21 protein-coding genes and 5 tRNA genes are annotated in these 19455 nt (G+C 31.8%); 9 read left to right on the forward strand and 17 right to left on the reverse strand.

The genetic code is table 11. The annotated features are described in order from the left end of the window. Positions 1-237: 237 nt before the first annotated feature. On the reverse strand, positions 238-552 hold the full coding sequence (locus FDN13_RS04025; protein WP_243120263.1) for a hypothetical protein: 315 nt from the start codon (positions 550-552) through the stop codon (positions 238-240). Positions 553-840: 288 nt separating this feature from the next. Between FDN13_RS04025 and FDN13_RS04030 the strand changes: the two genes are divergently transcribed. Further along, positions 841-2019 carry an ISL3 family transposase gene (locus tag FDN13_RS04030; protein WP_138979026.1) on the forward strand — a complete coding sequence of 393 codons (1179 nt, stop codon included), beginning with the start codon at positions 841-843 and terminating at the stop codon, positions 2017-2019. A 233-nt stretch (positions 2020-2252) separates the two neighbouring features. Here the strand turns inward: FDN13_RS04030 and FDN13_RS04035 are convergent. The 7 genes from FDN13_RS04035 to FDN13_RS04065 all read right to left on the reverse strand — a co-directional run bounded on the left by FDN13_RS04035 (position 2253) and on the right by FDN13_RS04065 (position 4435). After that, positions 2253-2327: transfer RNA gene (locus tag FDN13_RS04035), tRNA-Cys, on the reverse strand. 5 nt (positions 2328-2332) lie between these two features. After that, a tRNA-Gly gene (locus FDN13_RS04040) sits at positions 2333-2408 on the reverse strand. A gap of 5 nt (positions 2409-2413) precedes the next feature. Continuing rightward, a tRNA-Phe gene (locus FDN13_RS04045) sits at positions 2414-2489 on the reverse strand. Between the two features lie 4 nt (positions 2490-2493). Next, positions 2494-2570: transfer RNA gene (locus FDN13_RS04050), tRNA-Asp, on the reverse strand. 5 nt (positions 2571-2575) lie between these two features. Then, positions 2576-2651 (reverse strand) — tRNA-Val (locus FDN13_RS04055). Between the two features lie 169 nt (positions 2652-2820). Next, entirely contained in the window at positions 2821-3699 is an 879-nt protein-coding gene (hslO, locus tag FDN13_RS04060) for an Hsp33 family molecular chaperone HslO (protein WP_138979027.1), read from the reverse strand. Position 3700: 1 nt separating this feature from the next. Continuing rightward, positions 3701-4435 carry a class I SAM-dependent DNA methyltransferase gene (locus tag FDN13_RS04065; protein ID WP_138979028.1) on the reverse strand — a complete coding sequence of 245 codons (735 nt, stop codon included), beginning with the start codon at positions 4433-4435 and terminating at the stop codon, positions 3701-3703. Positions 4436-4523: 88 nt separating this feature from the next. On the opposite strand from FDN13_RS04065, the gene FDN13_RS04070 reads away from it, so the two are divergent. Continuing rightward, positions 4524-5483, forward strand: coding sequence for a type I phosphomannose isomerase catalytic subunit (locus FDN13_RS04070; RefSeq protein ID WP_138979029.1), 960 nt, complete (start codon positions 4524-4526; stop codon positions 5481-5483). Position 5484: 1 nt separating this feature from the next. On the opposite strand, the gene FDN13_RS04075 is transcribed toward FDN13_RS04070, so the two are convergent. Then, on the reverse strand, positions 5485-5718 hold the full coding sequence (locus tag FDN13_RS04075) for a small, acid-soluble spore protein, alpha/beta type (protein ID WP_138979030.1): 234 nt from the start codon (positions 5716-5718) through the stop codon (positions 5485-5487). A 202-nt stretch (positions 5719-5920) separates the two neighbouring features. Between FDN13_RS04075 and FDN13_RS04080 the strand changes: the two genes are divergently transcribed. The 5 genes from FDN13_RS04080 to dapD all read left to right on the forward strand — a co-directional run bounded on the left by FDN13_RS04080 (position 5921) and on the right by dapD (position 10592). Continuing rightward, positions 5921-6904: an aspartate-semialdehyde dehydrogenase gene (locus FDN13_RS04080; RefSeq protein ID WP_138979031.1), complete on the forward strand. Its 984-nt coding sequence runs from the start codon at positions 5921-5923 to the stop codon at positions 6902-6904. A 70-nt stretch (positions 6905-6974) separates the two neighbouring features. Continuing rightward, complete coding sequence (dapA, locus tag FDN13_RS04085; RefSeq protein WP_138979032.1) at positions 6975-7856, forward strand: 4-hydroxy-tetrahydrodipicolinate synthase; 882 nt, start codon at positions 6975-6977, stop codon at positions 7854-7856. Positions 7857-7863: 7 nt separating this feature from the next. After that, positions 7864-8625, forward strand: coding sequence for a 4-hydroxy-tetrahydrodipicolinate reductase (gene dapB, locus FDN13_RS04090; RefSeq protein WP_138979033.1), 762 nt, complete (start codon positions 7864-7866; stop codon positions 8623-8625). A gap of 69 nt (positions 8626-8694) precedes the next feature. After that, the gene (locus tag FDN13_RS04095; protein WP_138979034.1) at positions 8695-9843 is read left to right on the forward strand and encodes an aminotransferase A; all 1149 of its coding nucleotides are present in this window, start codon (positions 8695-8697) and stop codon (positions 9841-9843) included. A gap of 26 nt (positions 9844-9869) precedes the next feature. Beyond that, positions 9870-10592 carry a 2,3,4,5-tetrahydropyridine-2,6-dicarboxylate N-acetyltransferase gene (gene dapD / locus FDN13_RS04100; RefSeq protein WP_138979035.1) on the forward strand — a complete coding sequence of 241 codons (723 nt, stop codon included), beginning with the start codon at positions 9870-9872 and terminating at the stop codon, positions 10590-10592. Positions 10593-10661: 69 nt separating this feature from the next. Here dapD and FDN13_RS04105 read toward each other — a convergent pair whose 3' ends face one another. The 7 genes from FDN13_RS04105 to FDN13_RS04135 form a co-directional block, all read right to left on the reverse strand. Next, complete coding sequence (locus tag FDN13_RS04105; RefSeq protein WP_138979036.1) at positions 10662-12578, reverse strand: ABC transporter ATP-binding protein; 1917 nt, start codon at positions 12576-12578, stop codon at positions 10662-10664. Continuing rightward, the gene (locus FDN13_RS04110) at positions 12575-14299 is read right to left on the reverse strand and encodes an ABC transporter ATP-binding protein (protein WP_138979037.1); all 1725 of its coding nucleotides are present in this window, start codon (positions 14297-14299) and stop codon (positions 12575-12577) included. Before FDN13_RS04110 ends, FDN13_RS04105 begins: the two co-directional genes overlap by 4 nt. A gap of 25 nt (positions 14300-14324) precedes the next feature. Beyond that, on the reverse strand, positions 14325-15470 hold the full coding sequence (locus tag FDN13_RS04115; protein ID WP_138979038.1) for an efflux RND transporter periplasmic adaptor subunit: 1146 nt from the start codon (positions 15468-15470) through the stop codon (positions 14325-14327). An 18-nt stretch (positions 15471-15488) separates the two neighbouring features. Further along, positions 15489-16187: an HlyD family secretion protein gene (locus FDN13_RS04120; RefSeq protein ID WP_138979039.1), complete on the reverse strand. Its 699-nt coding sequence runs from the start codon at positions 16185-16187 to the stop codon at positions 15489-15491. Positions 16188-16212: 25 nt separating this feature from the next. Then, positions 16213-16638 (reverse strand): MarR family winged helix-turn-helix transcriptional regulator, encoded by a 426-nt coding sequence (locus FDN13_RS04125; RefSeq protein WP_138979040.1) that lies wholly within the window; start codon positions 16636-16638, stop codon positions 16213-16215. 167 nt (positions 16639-16805) lie between these two features. Further along, the gene (locus FDN13_RS04130) at positions 16806-17465 is read right to left on the reverse strand and encodes a single-stranded DNA-binding protein (protein WP_138979041.1); all 660 of its coding nucleotides are present in this window, start codon (positions 17463-17465) and stop codon (positions 16806-16808) included. Between the two features lie 92 nt (positions 17466-17557). Then, positions 17558-18151 (reverse strand): Mur ligase family protein, encoded by a 594-nt coding sequence (locus FDN13_RS04135; RefSeq protein WP_138979042.1) that lies wholly within the window; start codon positions 18149-18151, stop codon positions 17558-17560. A 175-nt stretch (positions 18152-18326) separates the two neighbouring features. Between FDN13_RS04135 and FDN13_RS04140 the strand changes: the two genes are divergently transcribed. Together FDN13_RS04140 and FDN13_RS04145 are read left to right on the forward strand one after the other, a co-directional pair. Continuing rightward, entirely contained in the window at positions 18327-18569 is a 243-nt protein-coding gene (locus FDN13_RS04140) for an alpha/beta-type small acid-soluble spore protein (protein ID WP_138979043.1), read from the forward strand. An 86-nt stretch (positions 18570-18655) separates the two neighbouring features. Next, a complete protein-coding gene (locus FDN13_RS04145; RefSeq protein ID WP_138979044.1) occupies positions 18656-19180 on the forward strand; it encodes a DUF4364 family protein in 525 nt (174 codons plus the stop codon). Between the two features lie 46 nt (positions 19181-19226). On the opposite strand, the gene FDN13_RS04150 is transcribed toward FDN13_RS04145, so the two are convergent. Continuing rightward, entirely contained in the window at positions 19227-19418 is a 192-nt protein-coding gene (locus tag FDN13_RS04150) for a hypothetical protein (protein WP_138979045.1), read from the reverse strand. Positions 19419-19455: the final 37 nt, after the last annotated feature.

The following is a 19455-nucleotide window of genomic DNA, read 5'->3' on the forward strand; positions in this document are numbered from 1 at the left end:
CAGAAGGGACGGTTACTTATTATATTAAATAATAGACATAATATTTTATGCATGTCCCCCTGATTTTGCAGATATTGTGTATGAAATAAGTAACCGTCCCTTGTCTTGAACTTTTTTCCTTTTTTGTAAATGAACATTTTCACACTAACCGTCCCCTTAAGCTTTTATCATTTTGAAGCTTGTCAATACTTTTACAAAAAAAATAAGCTAAAGATCATCTTCCTTAGCTTTAATGGTTTATCTTACAGCTTTGAGCCGTGCAATATCAACCCAGTTGCTAGCCGTAGCCTCTTCGACCCTGCTCAAATCCCTTCTTATTGATTCAATTTGTCCCTTCATGTATGCTATATCGTTAAGCATATTATCATGTTCAGCTTTATTAACCTGTGCACTATGCTCTAATGCTCTTAATATTTGAGTATGCTCATCTAATCTCGCATTTACTTCTTGAAACTGTTTATTTACTTCTTTAAACTGTTCCCTTACTTCTTTAAACTGTTCATTTACTTCTTTTTTAAACTCCATAAGCAATTCAATAACTTCTTTGTCCATGACCTCACCTCCACAAATATATTTTACCACAAATAACTTATTAATCAAAGGTATATAATCTCTTAAGATAGACATTGCTTGTGATGATATATTTAAAACCATTATTATTAATTCAGGAATATGTTTTAAAATGTTATCAATTTGTTGTCACAGGAAAGAAAGGTTCTATAATATATGTTGGGGCGTAGCCCCAGCATATTTTTTTACAAAAAAATATGCACCTGTTTTAGATGCCTGGTAAAATTAAATTAACTACAAAAATATTACCTGAAAGGAGGCATCCAACAAGTGCACAATAATTATTTTATCAAAAATTTACTGGGTTTTAAAGATGTTATTATAACAAAAGTACTTGATAATGTTTGCTATGAAATTTATTTAGAAATGAAAAAGAAGCCTCATACTTGTCCTCGTTGTAATTCTGAAACTCGTAGAGTTCACGACTATAGAATTCAACGTGTTAAACATCTTCCTTTTTTCTTAAAACCTACGGTTCTTATTATTAAAAAACGTAGGTATCGTTGTAATGTTTGTGGTAAGAGATTCTATGAAAGTATTGAATTTCTTCCTCGATATCATAGAATCACCAATCTTCTATCTCTGTATGTAATTAATGAACTTGCTAATACTTGTAGTATGTCAAGTGTTGCTAAAAAAGTTAACTTATCTGTTGATACTATAAAACGCATTTTCAATAATGTGTCTTATTCTGCTGCTACTACTTTACCTAAAATTATTGCTATTGATGAATTTAAAGGTAATTCTGGTGGTGCTAAATATCATTGTTCTATCGTTGACCCTGTTAATAGAAAAATTATTGATATTATTAAAGATAGACAGTTTCACGTCCTATCGGACTACTTTAAAAAAATTAAAAATCGCGATAGTGTTGAATATTTTATTTGTGATATGTGGCAACCTTATATTGATTTAGCTAAAACTTACTTTAAAAATGCTATTATTGTTATTGATAAATTCCATTATATTAGGCACGCTATGTGGGCTGTAGAAGCAGTTAGAAAACGTGTTCAAAAAGAGCTATCTGTTAAATTAAGAAAATACTTTAAAAGAAGCAAAAAACTTATTCTTAAAAGATTTGACTTACTTGATGAAGATTCAAAGTTCGCATTACAAGTTATGTTTTCTTACAATAGCGATTTAGCTATTGCTCATACCTTAAAAGAAAAACTATTAAAAATAATTGATACTACCTCTTCTTCTAAAGAAGCTCGTACTTTATTAAAGGAATGGATTAAGTTTGCACAAAGTAGCGGCCTTAAAGAATTTGAAAGATGTGCTAATACTTATATCAGGTATTTTAATGAAATAGTGAATTCTTTTGATATACCATATACAAATGCTTGCACTGAAGGCTTTAATAACAAAATTAAAGTTATTAAAAGAAATGCCTTCGGCTTCAAAAACTTTGATAGGTTTAGAAATAGAATTCTTCATTGCTGTAATTAAAGTAAATTATAATACCAAATTTTAGAAAACCAACTCACGTTGGTCTTTTTGTCCTGCAATTTTTGTGGGATACTCTCCCCAATCTAACTTATCTTTCTAAAATAACTCTCAAACAAGATAGGACAGGCATTCTAATCGAATACCCGCCCCAACAATTGACAAAGAGCCGAAAGAAAAATAAAAATCACAAAAAACTTTAAAGCCTGTAACCTTTGAGATTACAGGCTTTTCTTTGGAGGCGCCACCCAGATTTGAACTGGGGAATAAAGGTTTTGCAGACCTCTGCCTTACCGCTTGGCTATGGCGCCATATATGGAGCGGAAGACGGGACTCGAACCCGCGACGTTCACCTTGGCAAGGTGACGCTCTACCAACTGAGCCACTCCCGCATAGATGGTGGCCAGAGCCGGAATCGAACCAGCGACACGAGGATTTTCAGTCCACTGCTCTACCGACTGAGCTATCTGGCCATGTTGGCGACCCAGAAGGGGCTCGAACCCTCGACCTCCGGCGTGACAGGCCGGCACTCTAACCAACTGAGCTACTGGGCCGCAAGTGGTGGGAACAATAGGGCTCGAACCTATGACCCTCTGCTTGTAAGGCAGATGCTCTCCCAGCTGAGCTATGCTCCCAAATTCTTGTGACGATTATTATTGTACCATGCATACTCTACTTTGTCAACCGCAAACTTCTTTTTTTATTTTAACAAGCTTTGCAGCGAACAATTAATATAATAGCTTATAATCTTACTTATGTCAACATCTTTTTAATAAATCTTTTAAAAAACTTTGTGCCCAATAATTATTGGGCACATTCAATAAGCTTTTCTATTTCATCTTCACTAAAGACATATCTTTCATTGCAAAAATGACACTGCATTTCAATTTTTTTATCTTCATTCTTTATTTTAATAAGCTCATCCTTCCCAAGGGCAATTAGAGCCTTTTCAACCCTTTCCTTTGAACAGTCACATATATAGTCAACTTCGATTTTCTCATATATTTTAAGATCCATATCATCAAATAACATGTTTAATATATCCTCTCCACTTTTACCTTCTGCAATAAGCTTTGATAAAGGTGGTATTTCATGAAGCCTAAAGGTTATTATATCCCCAAGCATCTCATTGGCACCAGGAAGCATTTGAATTAATATACCTCCTGCTGCTTTAATAGTTGTATCAGTATCGACAAGAACCCCAAGCACTACTGCAGATGGTACCTGCTCTGATACTGCAAAGTAATATGCAAGATCCTCAGCTATTTCCCCAGTCTGAATAGGCACCTGACCAACATAAGGCTCTTTTAGCCCCATATCCTTAACTACTGTAAGCATTCCATTTTTCCCAACAGCCCCTCCAACATCTAATTTTCCTTTTAAGTTAAGCGGTAAGTCAATTGAAGGGTTTGAAATATATCCTTTTACATTACCTTTTGAATTAGAACAAACTACAAGGTTTCCAGTAGGGCCTCCCCCATTCATTGTTATAGTTAAATTATCTTTTTCACCCTTTAACATTACTCCCATAATTGAACCAGCTGTTAATAGCCTTCCTAAAGCTGCTGAAGTTGTTGGACTTAAATTATGAATTTTTCTTGCTTTTTCAACAATATCAGTTGAATGTACCATAAAAACTCTAATATCACCATTTGAAACAGTAGCTCTTAAAAGATATCCCATATTATTCCTCCTTTTTGGCAATGATAACTGCTCTTAAACTGTCATTTTTAATATCTGACAGGGTATAATCATCAAAGATTTTAATATCCTTAAATCCTATTATTGAGAGATAATGCATAATTTTATCAACTTCATAAGCTTTTTGAATATGTCTTTCATCAAATCTTTTATATAAAGCTCCTTCCTTTATAAAAAAGGTTATATACATTTCTAGTATATCCCCATCTAAATAGTTATCCCAAATATAACAAAGCTTTTCCTCATTAAGTGTAAAAGTATTATTAGCTATTATATTTTTAAGCTTATATGAAGTACTTATATCAAATAAGAAATACCCATTGGGCATTAGGTGTTTATACACATTATTAAAGCTTTTTATTATATCATCATCTTCTATTACATAATTATAGCCATCACAAAAGCAAAATATATAATCAAATTTTTTATCTATATTAAAACTTCTTATGTCCTGCTTTAAAAAATTTATCTTCTGCCTGTTTATCCTTGCCTTCTCCTCAGCTATAGATAACATATCTTCTGATATATCAAAGGCTGTAATATTACATCCTTTCTCTTTAAGACGTAAAGTCATATTTCCAGTGCCACAGGCAAGTTCAAGTATATTTTTATTTTTTAGACTCCAACTAAAATAGTTTTCAACAAATCTCATCCATTTATCATAATCAATATCAATCATATCATCATATATCTTTGACAATGCTGTATATTGTTCCATATATGTCCCACCTTAAATAATTAATTTGTTTCTTTATATATTATAACGTATAATTTAATATAGAGTAGATATAAGGAGGTTAAATTTTATGCTTTACCCACTCTTTTTTGAGCCAATATATAAAAATGTTATTTGGGGAGGAAGAAATTTAGAAAGATTATTCAATCGTTCACTACCTGAAGGAAATATAGGAGAAAGTTGGGAGATTTGCTGCCACAAAAACGGTACAAGCATAGTATCACAGGGACCATTAAAAGGCTATAGCCTAAAAAATCTTATAGAAAAATACGGCAAGGAATTGCTTGGAAGCAAAGTATCTAATCATTCAACCTTTCCTCTTTTAATAAAACTAATTGATGCAAAGGACAAACTATCTATTCAGGTTCACCCTGATGATAAATACGCTATGGAAAATGAAGGCGAAATGGGAAAAACAGAAATGTGGTATATAATTGATGCAAAGGAAGATGCAAAACTTATATATGGAGTTAAAAAAGGAGTTAATAAATATGATTTTAAAAATGCAATAACTGAAGGTAAACTCGAAGAATATGTAAATTATGTAAATGTAAAAAAAGGAGATGTTGTATTTATACCTACAGGTACAATACATGCAATACTTGAAGGTATAGTAATAGCTGAGATACAACAAAACAGCGATACTACATATAGAGTTTATGATTTTAATAGGGTTGACTCAAAAGGAAATCACAGAGAACTTCATATTGAAAAAGCCCTTGATGTTATAAACTTTGACTTTCAAGGAACAATAAACAAGCCAAAGACAATATTTTTTGATAAATACAGCATAGAAAATATAGCAAAATGTGAATATTTTTCAGTAGATAAAATAAAAGTTAATGAAATTTATGAGGATATATGCAATGGCTTTACATTCCATGCATATTTATCCATAGAAGGTGAAGGGGAACTTCTACATAATGGTTTAAGCTACAAAATTCCTTTAGGCTGTAGTTTTCTAATACCTGCTTATGCTGGGGAATATAAAATAAAGGGAGATATCACTCTTTTAAAATCCTATTTATAGTCTATTTTTTATTCCATACTCTACCACACTCCCTGTTCTTTTGAGTCATAATTCCACCTATTCTTCCTGTTTCTTCTGCCGTTAACCCACTCCATCCATATTTTTTAACTTTTTCAGAAAGTCCAAGTTCCTCAGCTATCTCATATTTTATTTTTTCTCTTTCCTTCTCTTCTTCCGTAAGTTCTTTTTTAGCTTTTATTTTTGCCTTTACTATTTTTTTAAAAGGAGTTGACATTAAAATACCTCCTCTCTTTATTTTTATTATTACAACAACGATAATTTTTATGTACAAATATTTTTGCATAGAAGTAATTTTTATATTATATTTTGCATAAATATAATGTTTTGAATCTTTATTTCTTTTTTAAATATGTTATAATACTTTTTAATAATCATAAAACATAAAATAAATTGAAGACTTTATAAGGAGGTATATTATGGGAATTAAACTTGCTGTTGTTGGTGCAACTGGAATGGTAGGAAGAAAATTCCTTGAAGTACTTGAAGAAAGGAATCTTCCAATTGATAAATTCTATGTGTTTGCATCTGCAAAATCAAAAGGTACAATACTAAAGTTTCAGGGAAAAGAATATGAGGTTGAAGAATTAAAAGAAGATTCATTTGACAGGGGAATTGACATTGCGCTTTTTTCTGCAGGTGCTTCTACGAGCCTTAAATACGCTAAAATTGCAGCTTCAAAGGGTTGTGTAGTTATTGATAATAGCAGTGCATGGAGAATGGACGATACAGTTCCACTTGTTGTTCCTGAGGTTAATCCTGAAGATATAAAATGGCACAATGGAATTATTGCAAATCCAAACTGTTCAACTATTCAGGCTGTAGTAGCTTTAAAACCTCTTGATGATAAATTTGATATTAAAAGAATCGTTTATTCAACTTATCAGGCTGTTTCAGGAGCTGGAATGGGTGGCTATGAAGATCTTGTTAATGGCGTTAAGGGAATGCCTCAAAATAAGTTTCCACATCCTATAGCCTACAACGTACTTCCTCATATTGATGTATTTCTTGAAAATGGATATACTAAGGAAGAGATGAAAATGATAAATGAAACAAGAAAAATAATGCACAAAAAAGACCTTAAAATAACAGCAACGACTGTAAGAGTACCTGTTTTCTATGGACATAGTGAGTCTATAAATGTAGAATTCAATAAAGATTTTGAACTAAATGAGATATATGATGCATTAAAAAATGCCCCCGGAGTTATTATTGAAGACGATCCTTCATCAAATAAATACCCAATGCCAATAAATGCAGCTGGTAAGGATGAAGTATTCGTTGGAAGAATAAGAAGAGATGAAAGCGTAGAGAGAGGAATAAATATGTGGGTTGTAGCAGATAACATAAGAAAAGGGGCTGCAACAAACGCTGTTCAAATAGCTCAGCTTTTAATTAAGTAGTTTTTACTACCATTATTACATATTGAATCATATAATATAAATATATAATAGTTTTGAAAGGATGATTAAAATGAGCCTCTTTAAAGGGTCTGGAGTAGCTATTATAACCCCCTTTAATGAAACTGGCGTTGATTTCAAAAAACTTGAAGAACTTTTAGAGTGGCATATAAAAGAAAAGACAGATGCTATAATAGTATGTGGAACAACTGGCGAAGCTTCAACAATGAGTGAACAAGAAAGAAAGGAGACTATAAAGTTTACTGTTGATGTTGTTAAAGGTAGAGTTCCTGTTATTGCAGGAACAGGAAGCAACAATACCAAAGCTGCAGTTGAAATGAGTAAATGGGCAGATAGCATAGGAGTTGATGGCCTTTTAGTTATAACTCCTTACTACAACAAAACTACTCAAAAGGGATGTATTGAGCACTTTAAAGCTATTGCCTCTCAAGTTACAAAACCAATTATAATATATAACGTTCCTTCAAGAACTGGGCTTAATATACTTCCTGAGACATTATATGAACTATCAAAAATAGACAACATAGTTGCAGTAAAGGAAGCAAGTTCAAATATTGTACAAATCGCAGAAATTGCTCAGCTTTGTGGTGATAATCTTGATATCTATTCAGGAAATGATGATCAAATACTTCCTCTTTTATCCCTTGGTGCAAAGGGAGTAATTTCTGTTGTTGCTAATATTCTCCCAAGAGATACCCATGATCTGTGCGAAAAATACTTTGCTGGAGATATAGAAGGTTCAAGGGCACTTCAACTTAAGATGCTGCCACTTATCAAGGCTCTGTTTATAGAAACTAACCCTATCCCTGTAAAAGCTGCAATGAATCTTATGGGAATGAACGTTGGATCCTTAAGGCTGCCTCTTGTTGAAATGTCCCCAAAAGGTCTTGAAGTTCTCAAAAAAGAAATGATTGCTTACGGAATAAATATATAGGAGTGATTTGATGAGAGTTCTTCTTCATGGCTGCAATGGTAGAATGGGCCAGGTAATTACAAGATTGATTTCAGATATGAGTGATGTAAAAATTGTATGTGGTGTTGACAGCAATATTAATAAAGCTTCTAATAACTATCCTGTTTATACTTCATTAAGTGAAGTTAAAGAAGAAGTTGATGTTCTTATAGATTTTTCGAACCATTCCTGCATAAGTGATATATTAAAATATGGACTTGATAAAAAAGTTCCTCTTGTAATATGTACAACAGGATTTTCAACTGAAGAAAAGCAAAAAATAATAGATGCTTCAAAATATATACCTATATTAAACTCTGCTAATATGTCCCTTGGGGTTAACCTTATTATATCCCTTGTAAAACAAGCTGCATCAGTATTATACAAGGATTTTGACATAGAAATAGTTGAAAAGCATCATAATCAAAAACTTGACTCACCAAGTGGTACTGCACTTGCTATTGCAGATGCTATCAACGATTCACTTAATAACAAATTTGAATATAAATATGGCAGGTATGGTAAAACTGAAAAAAGGGCAAAAAATGAAATAGGCATCCATGCTGTAAGAGGTGGAGCAATAGTTGGAGAACATGACGTTATATTTGCAGGTGGAGGAGAAATAGTTGAAATATCCCATCAGGCACTTTCACGTGATGTATTTGGATATGGTGCAATAAGAGCTGCTCAATTTTTAATTAAAAAGCAGCCTGGATTTTACAGCATGAAGGATGTTATTGAAGAAGAATAACCTTTAGAAGCCCATAATACTTTAAAAATTTTAGTATTATGGGCATAATTTATAAGAAGGGATGAAAATATGGAGCACCTTATAAATAAAAGAGTAAAAGAAATAGAAATATCCGGGATAAGAAAGTTTTATAATCTCGTTTCTCAGTATAAAGATACTATATCCTTAACTATTGGTCAGCCTGATTTTCCAACACCACAACACATAAAAGATAGTACCAAGTTGGCCCTTGATAACAACAAAACTGCTTATACCCATAATGCAGGTCTTTTGGAATTAAGAACTGCTGCTAAAAAATTTATATCAAAATATAACCTTTACTATGATGAGGATGAAATAATAGTAACAAATGGGGCAAGCGAGGCAATTGATACATCGCTTAGGACAATACTCGAGGAAGGATGTGAAGTGATACTTCCTGGGCCTGTTTATCCAGGGTATGAACCAATAATAAGACTTTGTGGTGCAAAACCTGTATATGTTGATGTAAGGGATAGTAGCTTTAAATTGACAGCAAATAAGATTAAAGAAAAGTTAACATCTAATACCCGCTGCATTATTCTCCCCTATCCTTCAAATCCTACAGGTGTAGTTTTATCTAAAGATGAACTTTATGATATTGCACAGCTTATTAAGGATAAAGACATATTTATATTATCAGATGAAATCTACAGTGAGCTTGTGTATGACTATCCACATAATTCTATTGCTTCAATAGATTTTATTAAAAACAAAGCCATAGTTATAAATGGGCTTTCAAAATCCCATTCAATGACTGGCTTTAGAATTGGATTTATATTTGCTCCTTCATATATAACAAAACATGCAATTAAGGTTCATCAATATAATTCAACCTGTGCATGTACTATTAGCCAATATGCAGCTTTAGAAGCTTTAACAAATGGTGCTGATGATTCATTAGTTATGAAACTAGAGTATAAAAAAAGAAGAGACTATGTATACGAAAGATTAATTAAGATGGGTTTTGAAGTTGAAAAACCTAATGGAGCTTTTTACATATTCCCTTCAATTAGTAAATTTGGTATGTCATCCTTTGACTTTGCATTAAAGCTTCTTGAAAGCAAAAAAGTTGCTGTTGTCCCTGGAAGTGCCTTTTCAATCTATGGAGAGGGTTTCATAAGGATTTCTTATGCATATTCAATGGATGTACTTGAAGATGGACTAAACAGAATAGAACAGTTCGTAAAATCTTTATAAAATAATCATAAATTGGAGGTATAAGTATGAACAAAGGAAAAAAATATGATTTAACAAATCCATACGAAATAGCAAGATATATAAAAGAAGCAAAAAAAACTACACCAGTTAGAGCTTACATAGACGGAGATCTTAAAGGAATTAAGGATGATAAAATTGAAATATTTGGTGATAACAGTTTTTACATACTCTTTGGAGAACATGGGGATATAGATGAATTTATAAAAAATAATAAAGATAAAATCAAAAAGTTCAAAGTTGATTTTGATAGAAGAAACTCTGCAATACCTATGCTCGATATTAGAAATGTAGATGCAAGAATTGAGCCTGGAGCAATAATAAGAGAAGGAGTCACTATTGGCAAAAATGCCGTTATTATGATGGGTGCAGTAATAAATATAGGGGCTGAAATAGGTGAAGGTGCAATGATTGATATGAACGCCGTTGTTGGTGCAAGGGGCAAAATTGGGAAAAACGTACATGTTGGAGCAGGTGCTGTAATAGCAGGAGTTCTAGAACCTCCAAGCAGCGAACCTGTTGTTATTGAGGATGACGTTTTAATTGGTGCAAATGCAGTTATTCTTGAAGGTGTTAGAGTTGGTAAAGGGTCTGTTGTTGCTGCTGGTTCTGTTGTTACAGAAAACGTTGAAAGTGGAGTTGTTGTTGCAGGAACTCCTGCAAAGGTTATCAAAAGAGTTGACGAAAAAACAAAAAGTAAGACTGCAATACTTGAAGATCTAAGAAAATAAAAATAATGTTTTTACAGAAATGCTGCTAAAATAAAATTATTTTTTATTTTAGCAGCATTTTTATTAATTCTATTTTACAAATTGGCTATTATAAAGATCTGCATAGAATCCACCTTTATCGAGAAGCTCTTTATGAGTACCCTGCTCAATTATTGTTCCATGATTCATAACAAGAATTAAGTCAGCATCACGGATTGTAGAAAGTCTATGGGCAATAACAAAACTTGTACGTCCTTTCATGAGATTAGACATAGCTTTTTGTATTAAAACTTCTGTTCTTGTATCAACGTTACTTGTTGCCTCATCAAGTATCAATATTGATGGATTAGCTAAGAAAGCACGAGCTATTGTAAGTAGCTGCTTTTGTCCCTGTGAAATATTTGATGCCTCTTCATTTATAATAGTATTATACCCTTGTGGTAATGTTCTTATAAAATGATCCGCATGGGCAGCCTTTGCTGCATTAATAATTTCCTCTTCAGTTGCATTTTCTCGTCCATAAGCTATATTATCCCTTATAGTTCCATTAAACAGCCATGTATCTTGAAGAACCATACCGAAAATTTTCCTTAGATCTCCTCTTTTCATATCTCTTATGTCAATTCCATCTATTGTTATTCTTCCACCTTTAACATCGTAAAATCTCATTAAAAGATTAACCAGAGTAGTTTTCCCTGCCCCTGTTGGACCTACAATAGCAATTGTTTGCCCTGGTTTTACATGTATATTTATATCCTTCATTAAAATATCATCATCTTTATATCCAAACTTTACATGTTCAAAATTAACTTCACCAAATGGAGATTCTATAACCTTTGCATCAGTCTTTTCTGGAACTTCTTCCTCTTCATCAAGAACTTCAAAAACACGTTCTGCTGATGCAACTGTTGATTGAATAATATTAGCAATATTTGCAGTTTGAACAATCGGTTGTGTAAATTGCCTCATATACTGTATAAAAGCCTGTATATCTCCAATTTCAATTTTTCGCTTTGCAACAAAAACTCCACCTACAACACAAACTAAAACATATCCCACATTGTTTACAAAGTTTAATGCCGGCATTATAAATCCTGACATAAACTGTGCCTTCCATCCAACACTATATAATTTTTCATTTATCTCTTTAAACTTATTTATTGAATCTTCTTCTCGTCCAAAAGCCTTGACTATTTTATGCCCTGTATACATTTCTTCAACATGACCATTTAGCTCTCCAATTATCCTTTGCTGCTGTGCAAAATACTTTTGAGATTTTTTTGCAATAATAGAAGTAATTATACCAGAAGCAGGAAGTGTAACAAGAGCTATCAGCGTCATAACAGGGCTTATTGAAAGCATCATAATTAATATACCTATTATTGTTACAACAGAAGTAATAAGCTGTGTTAAACTCTGTTGCAGTGTTGTTGCTATATTATCCATATCATTTGTTACTCGGCTTAATATTTCTCCATGGGTTCTTGAATCAAAATATTTTAAAGGCAGCCTATCAAGCTTGTCTTTAACTTCAGAACGCATCTTAAAAACTATCTCTTGAGATACGCTTGACATAACATAAGACATTAAAAAATTAAATAAGGCACTTATTATATATAAGCCTAAAAGTATAATCAATATTCTTCCAATATAGTTATAATCTATTGAAGGAACAGGCTGACTTTTAAGTTTAGCTATAACATTTGATGGCATTTTCTTTTGAATTGCTGCTTGAATCTGTAATATATGCACATATTTTGCCAATATGCCTTCACCTAATTTTGTTGTTGCTTTTCCCATTATTTTGGGACCAACTATGTTAAATACTGTACTTAAAATAGCAAGGACAAAAACAGCAATGAATTTACTCCTCTGAGGCTTCATATATTGAATTAATCTTATAACTGTACCTTTAAAATCCTTTGCCTTTTCTACTGGCATTCCCATAGCAGGTCCCATTGGGCCTCTATGTCCTGCTGGTCTTTTTACTCCTCTATTCTCACTCATACCATCTCCTCCTTAAGCTGGGAGGATACTATTTCACGATAAACTTCACAAGTCTTTAATAATTCATTATGTTTTCCTATCCCAACTATTTTTCCTTCATCTAAAACAATTATTTTATCTGCATCCATAACAGTACCAACACGCTGTGCAACAATCAAAACAGTGGAGTTTTTAGTTTCTTTTTTAAGCTGCATACGTAGCTGTGCATCCGTTTTAAAATCAAGTGCAGAAAAGCTCTCATCAAATATATAGATCTCAGGTCTTTTTACCAAGGCCCTTGCAATAGAAAGACGCTGTTTTTGACCTCCAGATAGATTTGTTCCCCCTTGAGATACTAAGGAATCATACCCATCTTTCATTTGTGAAATAAATTCACTTGCTTGTGCAACTTCTGCTGCATGTATAATTTCTTCTTCCGTTGCATCATCTTTTCCGTATTTTATATTATCTTTAATTGTACCAGAAAACAAAACTGCAGTTTGAGGTACAAATCCAATCTTTGATCTCAATTCCTTTTGAGACATTTCCCTAACATCTACACCATCTACTAACACGCTTCCACTATCTACATCATAAAATCGTGGAATAAGGTTAACTAAAGTAGACTTACCAGATCCTGTCCCACCTATTATAGCAGTAATTTCGCCTGGTTTTGCTTCAAAGGAAATATCACATAAAGCTGGCTGCTCAGCCTTTGAATAACTAAATGTTACATTTTTAAATTCAACATGCCCTCTTATTTTATAATTATCTTTTGGTTCTTTAGGATCATTAATCTCTGGTTCTAAGTCAAATATTTCATTAATTCTATCAGCTGAAGCCTGTGCACGAGGAACCATTACAAACATAATTGACACCATTATTATTGAAAACATAATCTGCATTGCATATTGAAGAAAAGCCATCATATCACCAATTTCTAATTTGTTATCTCCAATTCTCAAACCTGCAAACCATATTATTGCTATGTTTGTAAAATTCATAAGAAGAATCATTATAGGCTGCATAGCTGCCATTATTTTATTTACTCTAATTGAAGTATCAGTAAGATCTCTGTTGGCTTTTAAAAACCTTTCTTTTTCTGTTCCAATTCTGTTAAAAGCTCTAATAACGCGTATACCAATTAAATTTTCACGAAGTATTAAATTGAGTTTATCTAATTTCTTTTGAAGGGATTTAAACATTGGTACAACTTTAGTTGCAAGAATAATAATAGTTGCAACAAATATAGGCAATACAACCGCAAGTATTATAGTTAGGCTTTTATCCTTTGAATAGGCCATTATTATTCCACCAATACACATTATTGGTGCATAAATCATAAACCTCATCATCATTACAAGCACTGTCTGTATCTGATTAATGTCATTTGTTGTCCTTGTAATCATTGAAGCTGTACCAATTTTATCAAATTCATTTAATGAATAACTCTCAACCCTTGTAAATACCTTATCACGTAATATTTTTCCAAATCCAACTGCTACCTTTGCAGAAAGAAAACTACCGACTATTGAGCTTATTGAGCTTGCCCCTGCAACAAGAAGCATATAACCACCATACTTCCAAATATAAGCCGTATCCCCTTTCATCATTCCATTGTTAACAATATCAGACATTAACGTTGGAAGATAAAGTTCAGCAATGGCTTGAAAGAACATAAAAGTTAAAATAAAAAGAACAAGCCATTTGAATCTATCTAAATATCTAAATAGTTTTATCATATAATCATCCCCAGTGCTATTACTTTTATTTTACATTTACTGCTGCATTGTCAAATAAGTTATTTACATTTGAAATAGCAACCTTTTCATCCATATTTAAACCACTTATTATTTGACACTGATTATCATTTGTTACGCCAACTTCAACAATTCTTTTTTTAGCAATATTGTTTTCTATAACATATACATAGCTTTCTCCATCATTTTGAATGATTGCAGAGCTTGGAATCACTATTCCTTCCTCCGATGAAATATTTATAGCTGCATGTGCAGAAACTCCAGGTTTAATATTATCAATATTTTTTATACTGATCTCTATTGGAAAATACATCCCTGTATTTATTGCCATAGGTCCAATGTTGCTTACTTTTCCTTTATAAATTTTATTTGGATAAATATCAACCTGAACATCAATATCCTGTCCAACCTTTACAAATGGAATATATTTTTGTGGTATCGTACCTTTAAGTTTAAGAGTAGAAGTATCAGCTATTGTAAAAAGAGGATTAGAGGGTGATGCTAATTCCCCGACATTTATGTTTCTATTAACTACAACACCATTTAAAGGGCTTAAAATATTTGCATTTTCAATCTGAACCTTTATATTATTTATATTTGCTTGAGCAGAACTGATTGCAGCTTTGGCTTGATTTAAAGAAGCACCTGTTGCAAGTTCATATTGCTTTTTAGCAATTTCATATTTTGTAGTCATATCATCCATTTCTACTTTGCTTACAGCACCAGAATTGTATAATTCTTTTGTTCTCTCATAAGCTCTTGTTACTGATTCAAAATTTAATTTAGACTGTTCAGCTTGATTTTTAGCTATTTGCTCAGAAACTAACGCTGAGTTTAATGACGCTTGAGCTTGTTGAAGCTGAGTATTTAAAGTTTTAGTCTCTAAAGTAGCAACTATCTCTCCAGCTTTAACATTACTCCCCACATCAGCTCCTATATTTTCCACCTGACCTGTTAATTTGCTAAACACATTAACAGTTTTTACAGGAACTAAAACACCTGAAATGCTTAAAGATGAATCAATCTTTTGTTTCTTTGCTGACATTATTTGTACATCTATTATTTTTGAAACATCAGATGTCTTTGTATTACATCCTATTGTAAAAATTAACAATGACAAAGCTATTAAAATAACACCTACTCTATTTTTCATTTTCTGCCACCTCTCAATCTACTTAATATAAATTTTTACAGTTGCATTCATACCAGGCATTAATGTTAAACTTTCAGCATTTTGAATACCTATCTTAACGGGAATATATTGAGTTTGCTTTGAATATTCCCCACTCGTATTTAAAGACAAATATGATGAGAAGGCTGATTCCGTTGCCTGTCCAATACTTTTTACATATCCTTCAAAAACTTTACCTGGGTATGCATCTATCTTTATATCTACCCTCTGGCCTTCTTTTACTTTTAAAATACTTGTTTCTTCAATATTAGCCTTTATATATATATTTGACGTATCTGCAATTTCTGCAATTTCAATTCCTGGAGAAACTACCTGCCCTATAACAACACTTGATAATACAACTTTTCCATCTATAGGAGATTTAATATCAGCCTTTGAAATTACCGGATCTGCTGCATTGTTTAAAGATTGTGGGTTTATTGCACTATTAGATATAAGAGCACTTATATCCTGATGACCAATAATTTGACCTTTCTTTACAAAATCTCCTTCTTTTACTTTCCATGAATCAATTTTACCAGTCACTTCTGGAGTTATTGCAACCATATTTGCTGAAACCTGAGCATTATCTGTTATTATGTAGTGGCTATCATTGTAAAAATAATAATATATACCAATACCTCCACCAATTAATATTAATAACAAAATTACAACAAATAAGGCTTTTATCTTTTTCATTTATATCCTCCTTTTCTATTAATTACTACTGTATTTTGTCAAAAAGTTTTTTCATTTCCTCAAATATATCATTTAATTTTTTTACGTCTGATTCATCAAAAATTTCTATTTTATTTAATATAACCTGTCTGCTATTTTTCTTATATTCTTCAATAAACTCTCTACCTTTTTCAGTTATCTTAAGTAAAATTACCCTTCTATCATTGGGATCAAATATTCTTTCAACAAATTTATCTTCAATAAGCTTATCCACCAATGATGTTAAATTGGACTTTGGAATCATCATTTTTTCACTATAATAACTCATTGGCCTTTCATTATGACTTTCCAATAAAAACAGAAGCCACATCTGTTGTTTTGGTATGCCTGGTCTTATTATATCCTTCATGAGCTTTTTATACAGCATAGGAACAAAGGTTAGTAAATTATCAACCAATTTTTCCCTATCCAAATTTGCACCTCCTTTTATGTTACAATATATAATAGTTACTTTTTATAACTATTATATATTGTAACATAACTATTTATATCTTCAATATATATTATAAACTTTTAATAAAAAATACTTTTCCAAGATATTATTAATAGATCTGAAAAAGGGATACCCTTTTCAGTGACCTATCTTGTCACATTTAAGGCATCCCCTTCACTTTCTTCATCTTTTACTATTTCCATCTTTGAAATTGATACTTCATAGGCTGTTCGTTTAATAATATTATCCTCTGAAAGTTTTTTCTCATACTCCCTACTTTGTATTCTTCCCCATAATTTAATATGTCCTCCAACCTGAAGAGTGCTTGAAAATTTTGCATTCCTTCCCCATGCAATTGCAGGTATATAGTCTGATTTATTATAGGGCCTATTAACTGCTATAAGAAGATCAGTTATTTCCCTTCCAAAGGGAGTTGTTCTATAAATAGGAGCCTTACAAATAAATCCATCAAGGAAGATCTGATTAGGGCTTTTAGAGATTTCTTCAACATTCCTTATATCCCTTGTAAATATAGTGAGTATAAGTCTGTTGGCTCCATCCAAAAACTTGTTATAAGACCTTAATTGCCCTTCAATACTAATTGTCTTACCTAAGGACATATCAACTGTAGGAATTAGTCTTTCCGAAACAGTTATGGGAAGAATATCTACAGCTTCACTTAATCTTGGAACCTCGAGGAAAAAATTGTAAAACTTTTCACCAAACATTTCATGGCTAAAGCTAAGGTTCGATGCCACCTTACCCTCAGCATATACTTTATTTGTTGCCATTAACTTGTCTTCCATTTACCCATCCCTCTCCCTTCGTACTTATAATAATAAACTCTAAAATATAAATATTAAATATACTAGTAAAATATGTATATTTTACAAAAATGTTATATTTTAAAACCTAAAATTAGAAAACATGTTAATGCAGCAAGATAATAATATATGTCATCTGATTTCCCTTTAACCATAAGTGGCTTTTCAAAGGGCTGTACAATTGTATTTGATAATGTAAATATTGACCTTTGCAGACAAAAACTAAAATTAAGCCCACTTATATCGTCTATACTTGATGCTGTCACAGTTGTTTTACCATTCAGACCATAAGTAATAACGTATATACTTTCACACTGAAAATCTATCTTCTGTATTGAATCAGAATTAAAAATTACATAGCCTTTCTGCCTTACATTATTAATTAGGTTTTGTATTTCACCAATAAGCTTTGGGCTTTCTTTTTCAAGAGAAGTTTGTATAAGCACATCAAACTTAATCCTTTCAAGCCTATTTTCAAGTATATCTTCTCTTGATATTTCAATAATTATATAATCAGGATTGTCATACAATATTTTAAAAAACTCACTACTGCTGTCCTGATTTGTACCTATTATTGCACACTTTTTATCACATTCTTTAATTTTTTCGTAAATTAAATCTGTTACAGAAGATTTCCCTTTGCTTCCGAAAACTCCTATTATAATCATAAAGATCACCTCAAAAGCTTATTTGATTTTATGGTTTACACATAAAAAAGATTTTATTCACATTATTCTATTTTTCCCATTAACTTACTCACATATATTTATAACAATTGTATAAATTAATAATACAAGACAAATAAATCCCCCATGGAAAATAAAATGCAAAGGAGGATAAGTTATGGCAGCAGGTCAAGAAAATTCAGGAAGAACCCAGCTTGTACCAGAGGTACATAAACTTCTTGACAATATGAAATATGAAATTGCACAGGAGTTTGCACTTCCCGTACATCAAGGTTCTGAAGACTACTGGGGAAACATTACTTCAAGGGATTGCGGAAGAGTCGGCGGCACAATGGTAAAGAGGTTGATTAACCTTGCCGAAAAAGAAATTTTAAATGGAAAAACACCTGAAAAAATTTAAAAACCCCTATTTAGGGGTTTTTATTGATATTTTTCTTAGGTTATTGTTATAATAATATAAATAAGAGGCTATATGGAGGTATGAAAATGTTTAAAGATTCTGCAGAGCTTGCGGAAAATAAATTATTAATTTTATATATTCTAAAGAAAATAGCTACTCCTATATCAAATTCGGATATTACCCATATCATACTTGAAAATAACCTCATTAATTATTTTGCACTTCAACAATATTTATCTGAACTTATACAAAGTGGCTTTATAAATGATGAAAAAGAGGACAAGCGCCACTCAATAACAATTGCAAGTAAAGGTCAAAAGGCTCTTGAATTATTTATAAACAGAATACCTGATAAAAAGAAGAAATTAATAGATGAATATATAGATTCTTACATAAAAGAATTAAAGAATGGAAAAGAAAGCTTTGCTGAATATTTACCTTACATGGATAATAAATATATTGTAAAATTAAAACTTAAAGAAGATGAAAACCTATTAATTGAACTTTTACTTCCAGCAGAATCAGATACTGAAGCCAACGAAATTTGCAAGAAATGGAAAGAAGATGCAAATGAAATATATAGGACAATAATTAATAAGCTAAAAAAATAATATAAAAGGTTCATCAATATTTTAATCCTTGGTGAACCTTTTAATATTATTTTAATATTTCCTTTGATAATTCTGCTTTTGTAAGCTCAATATTTATATCTTTAGCCATCTTTGTATATACATCACAAATTTCCTTCGCAAATTTAACCGTGCTCTTTGGAAGTCTATCCTCAAATTTAATAGCAAGATAATAAAAGCGCTGCGCCATCTTGACTTTCTTATAAATATCACTATACAAACCTTATCCTCCTGATAAGTGCTTATATAGTAGTATA

The organism is Caloramator sp. E03 (genome assembly GCF_006016075.1).
In the GTDB taxonomy this organism is placed as follows: domain Bacteria; phylum Bacillota; class Clostridia; order Clostridiales; family Caloramatoraceae; genus Caloramator_B.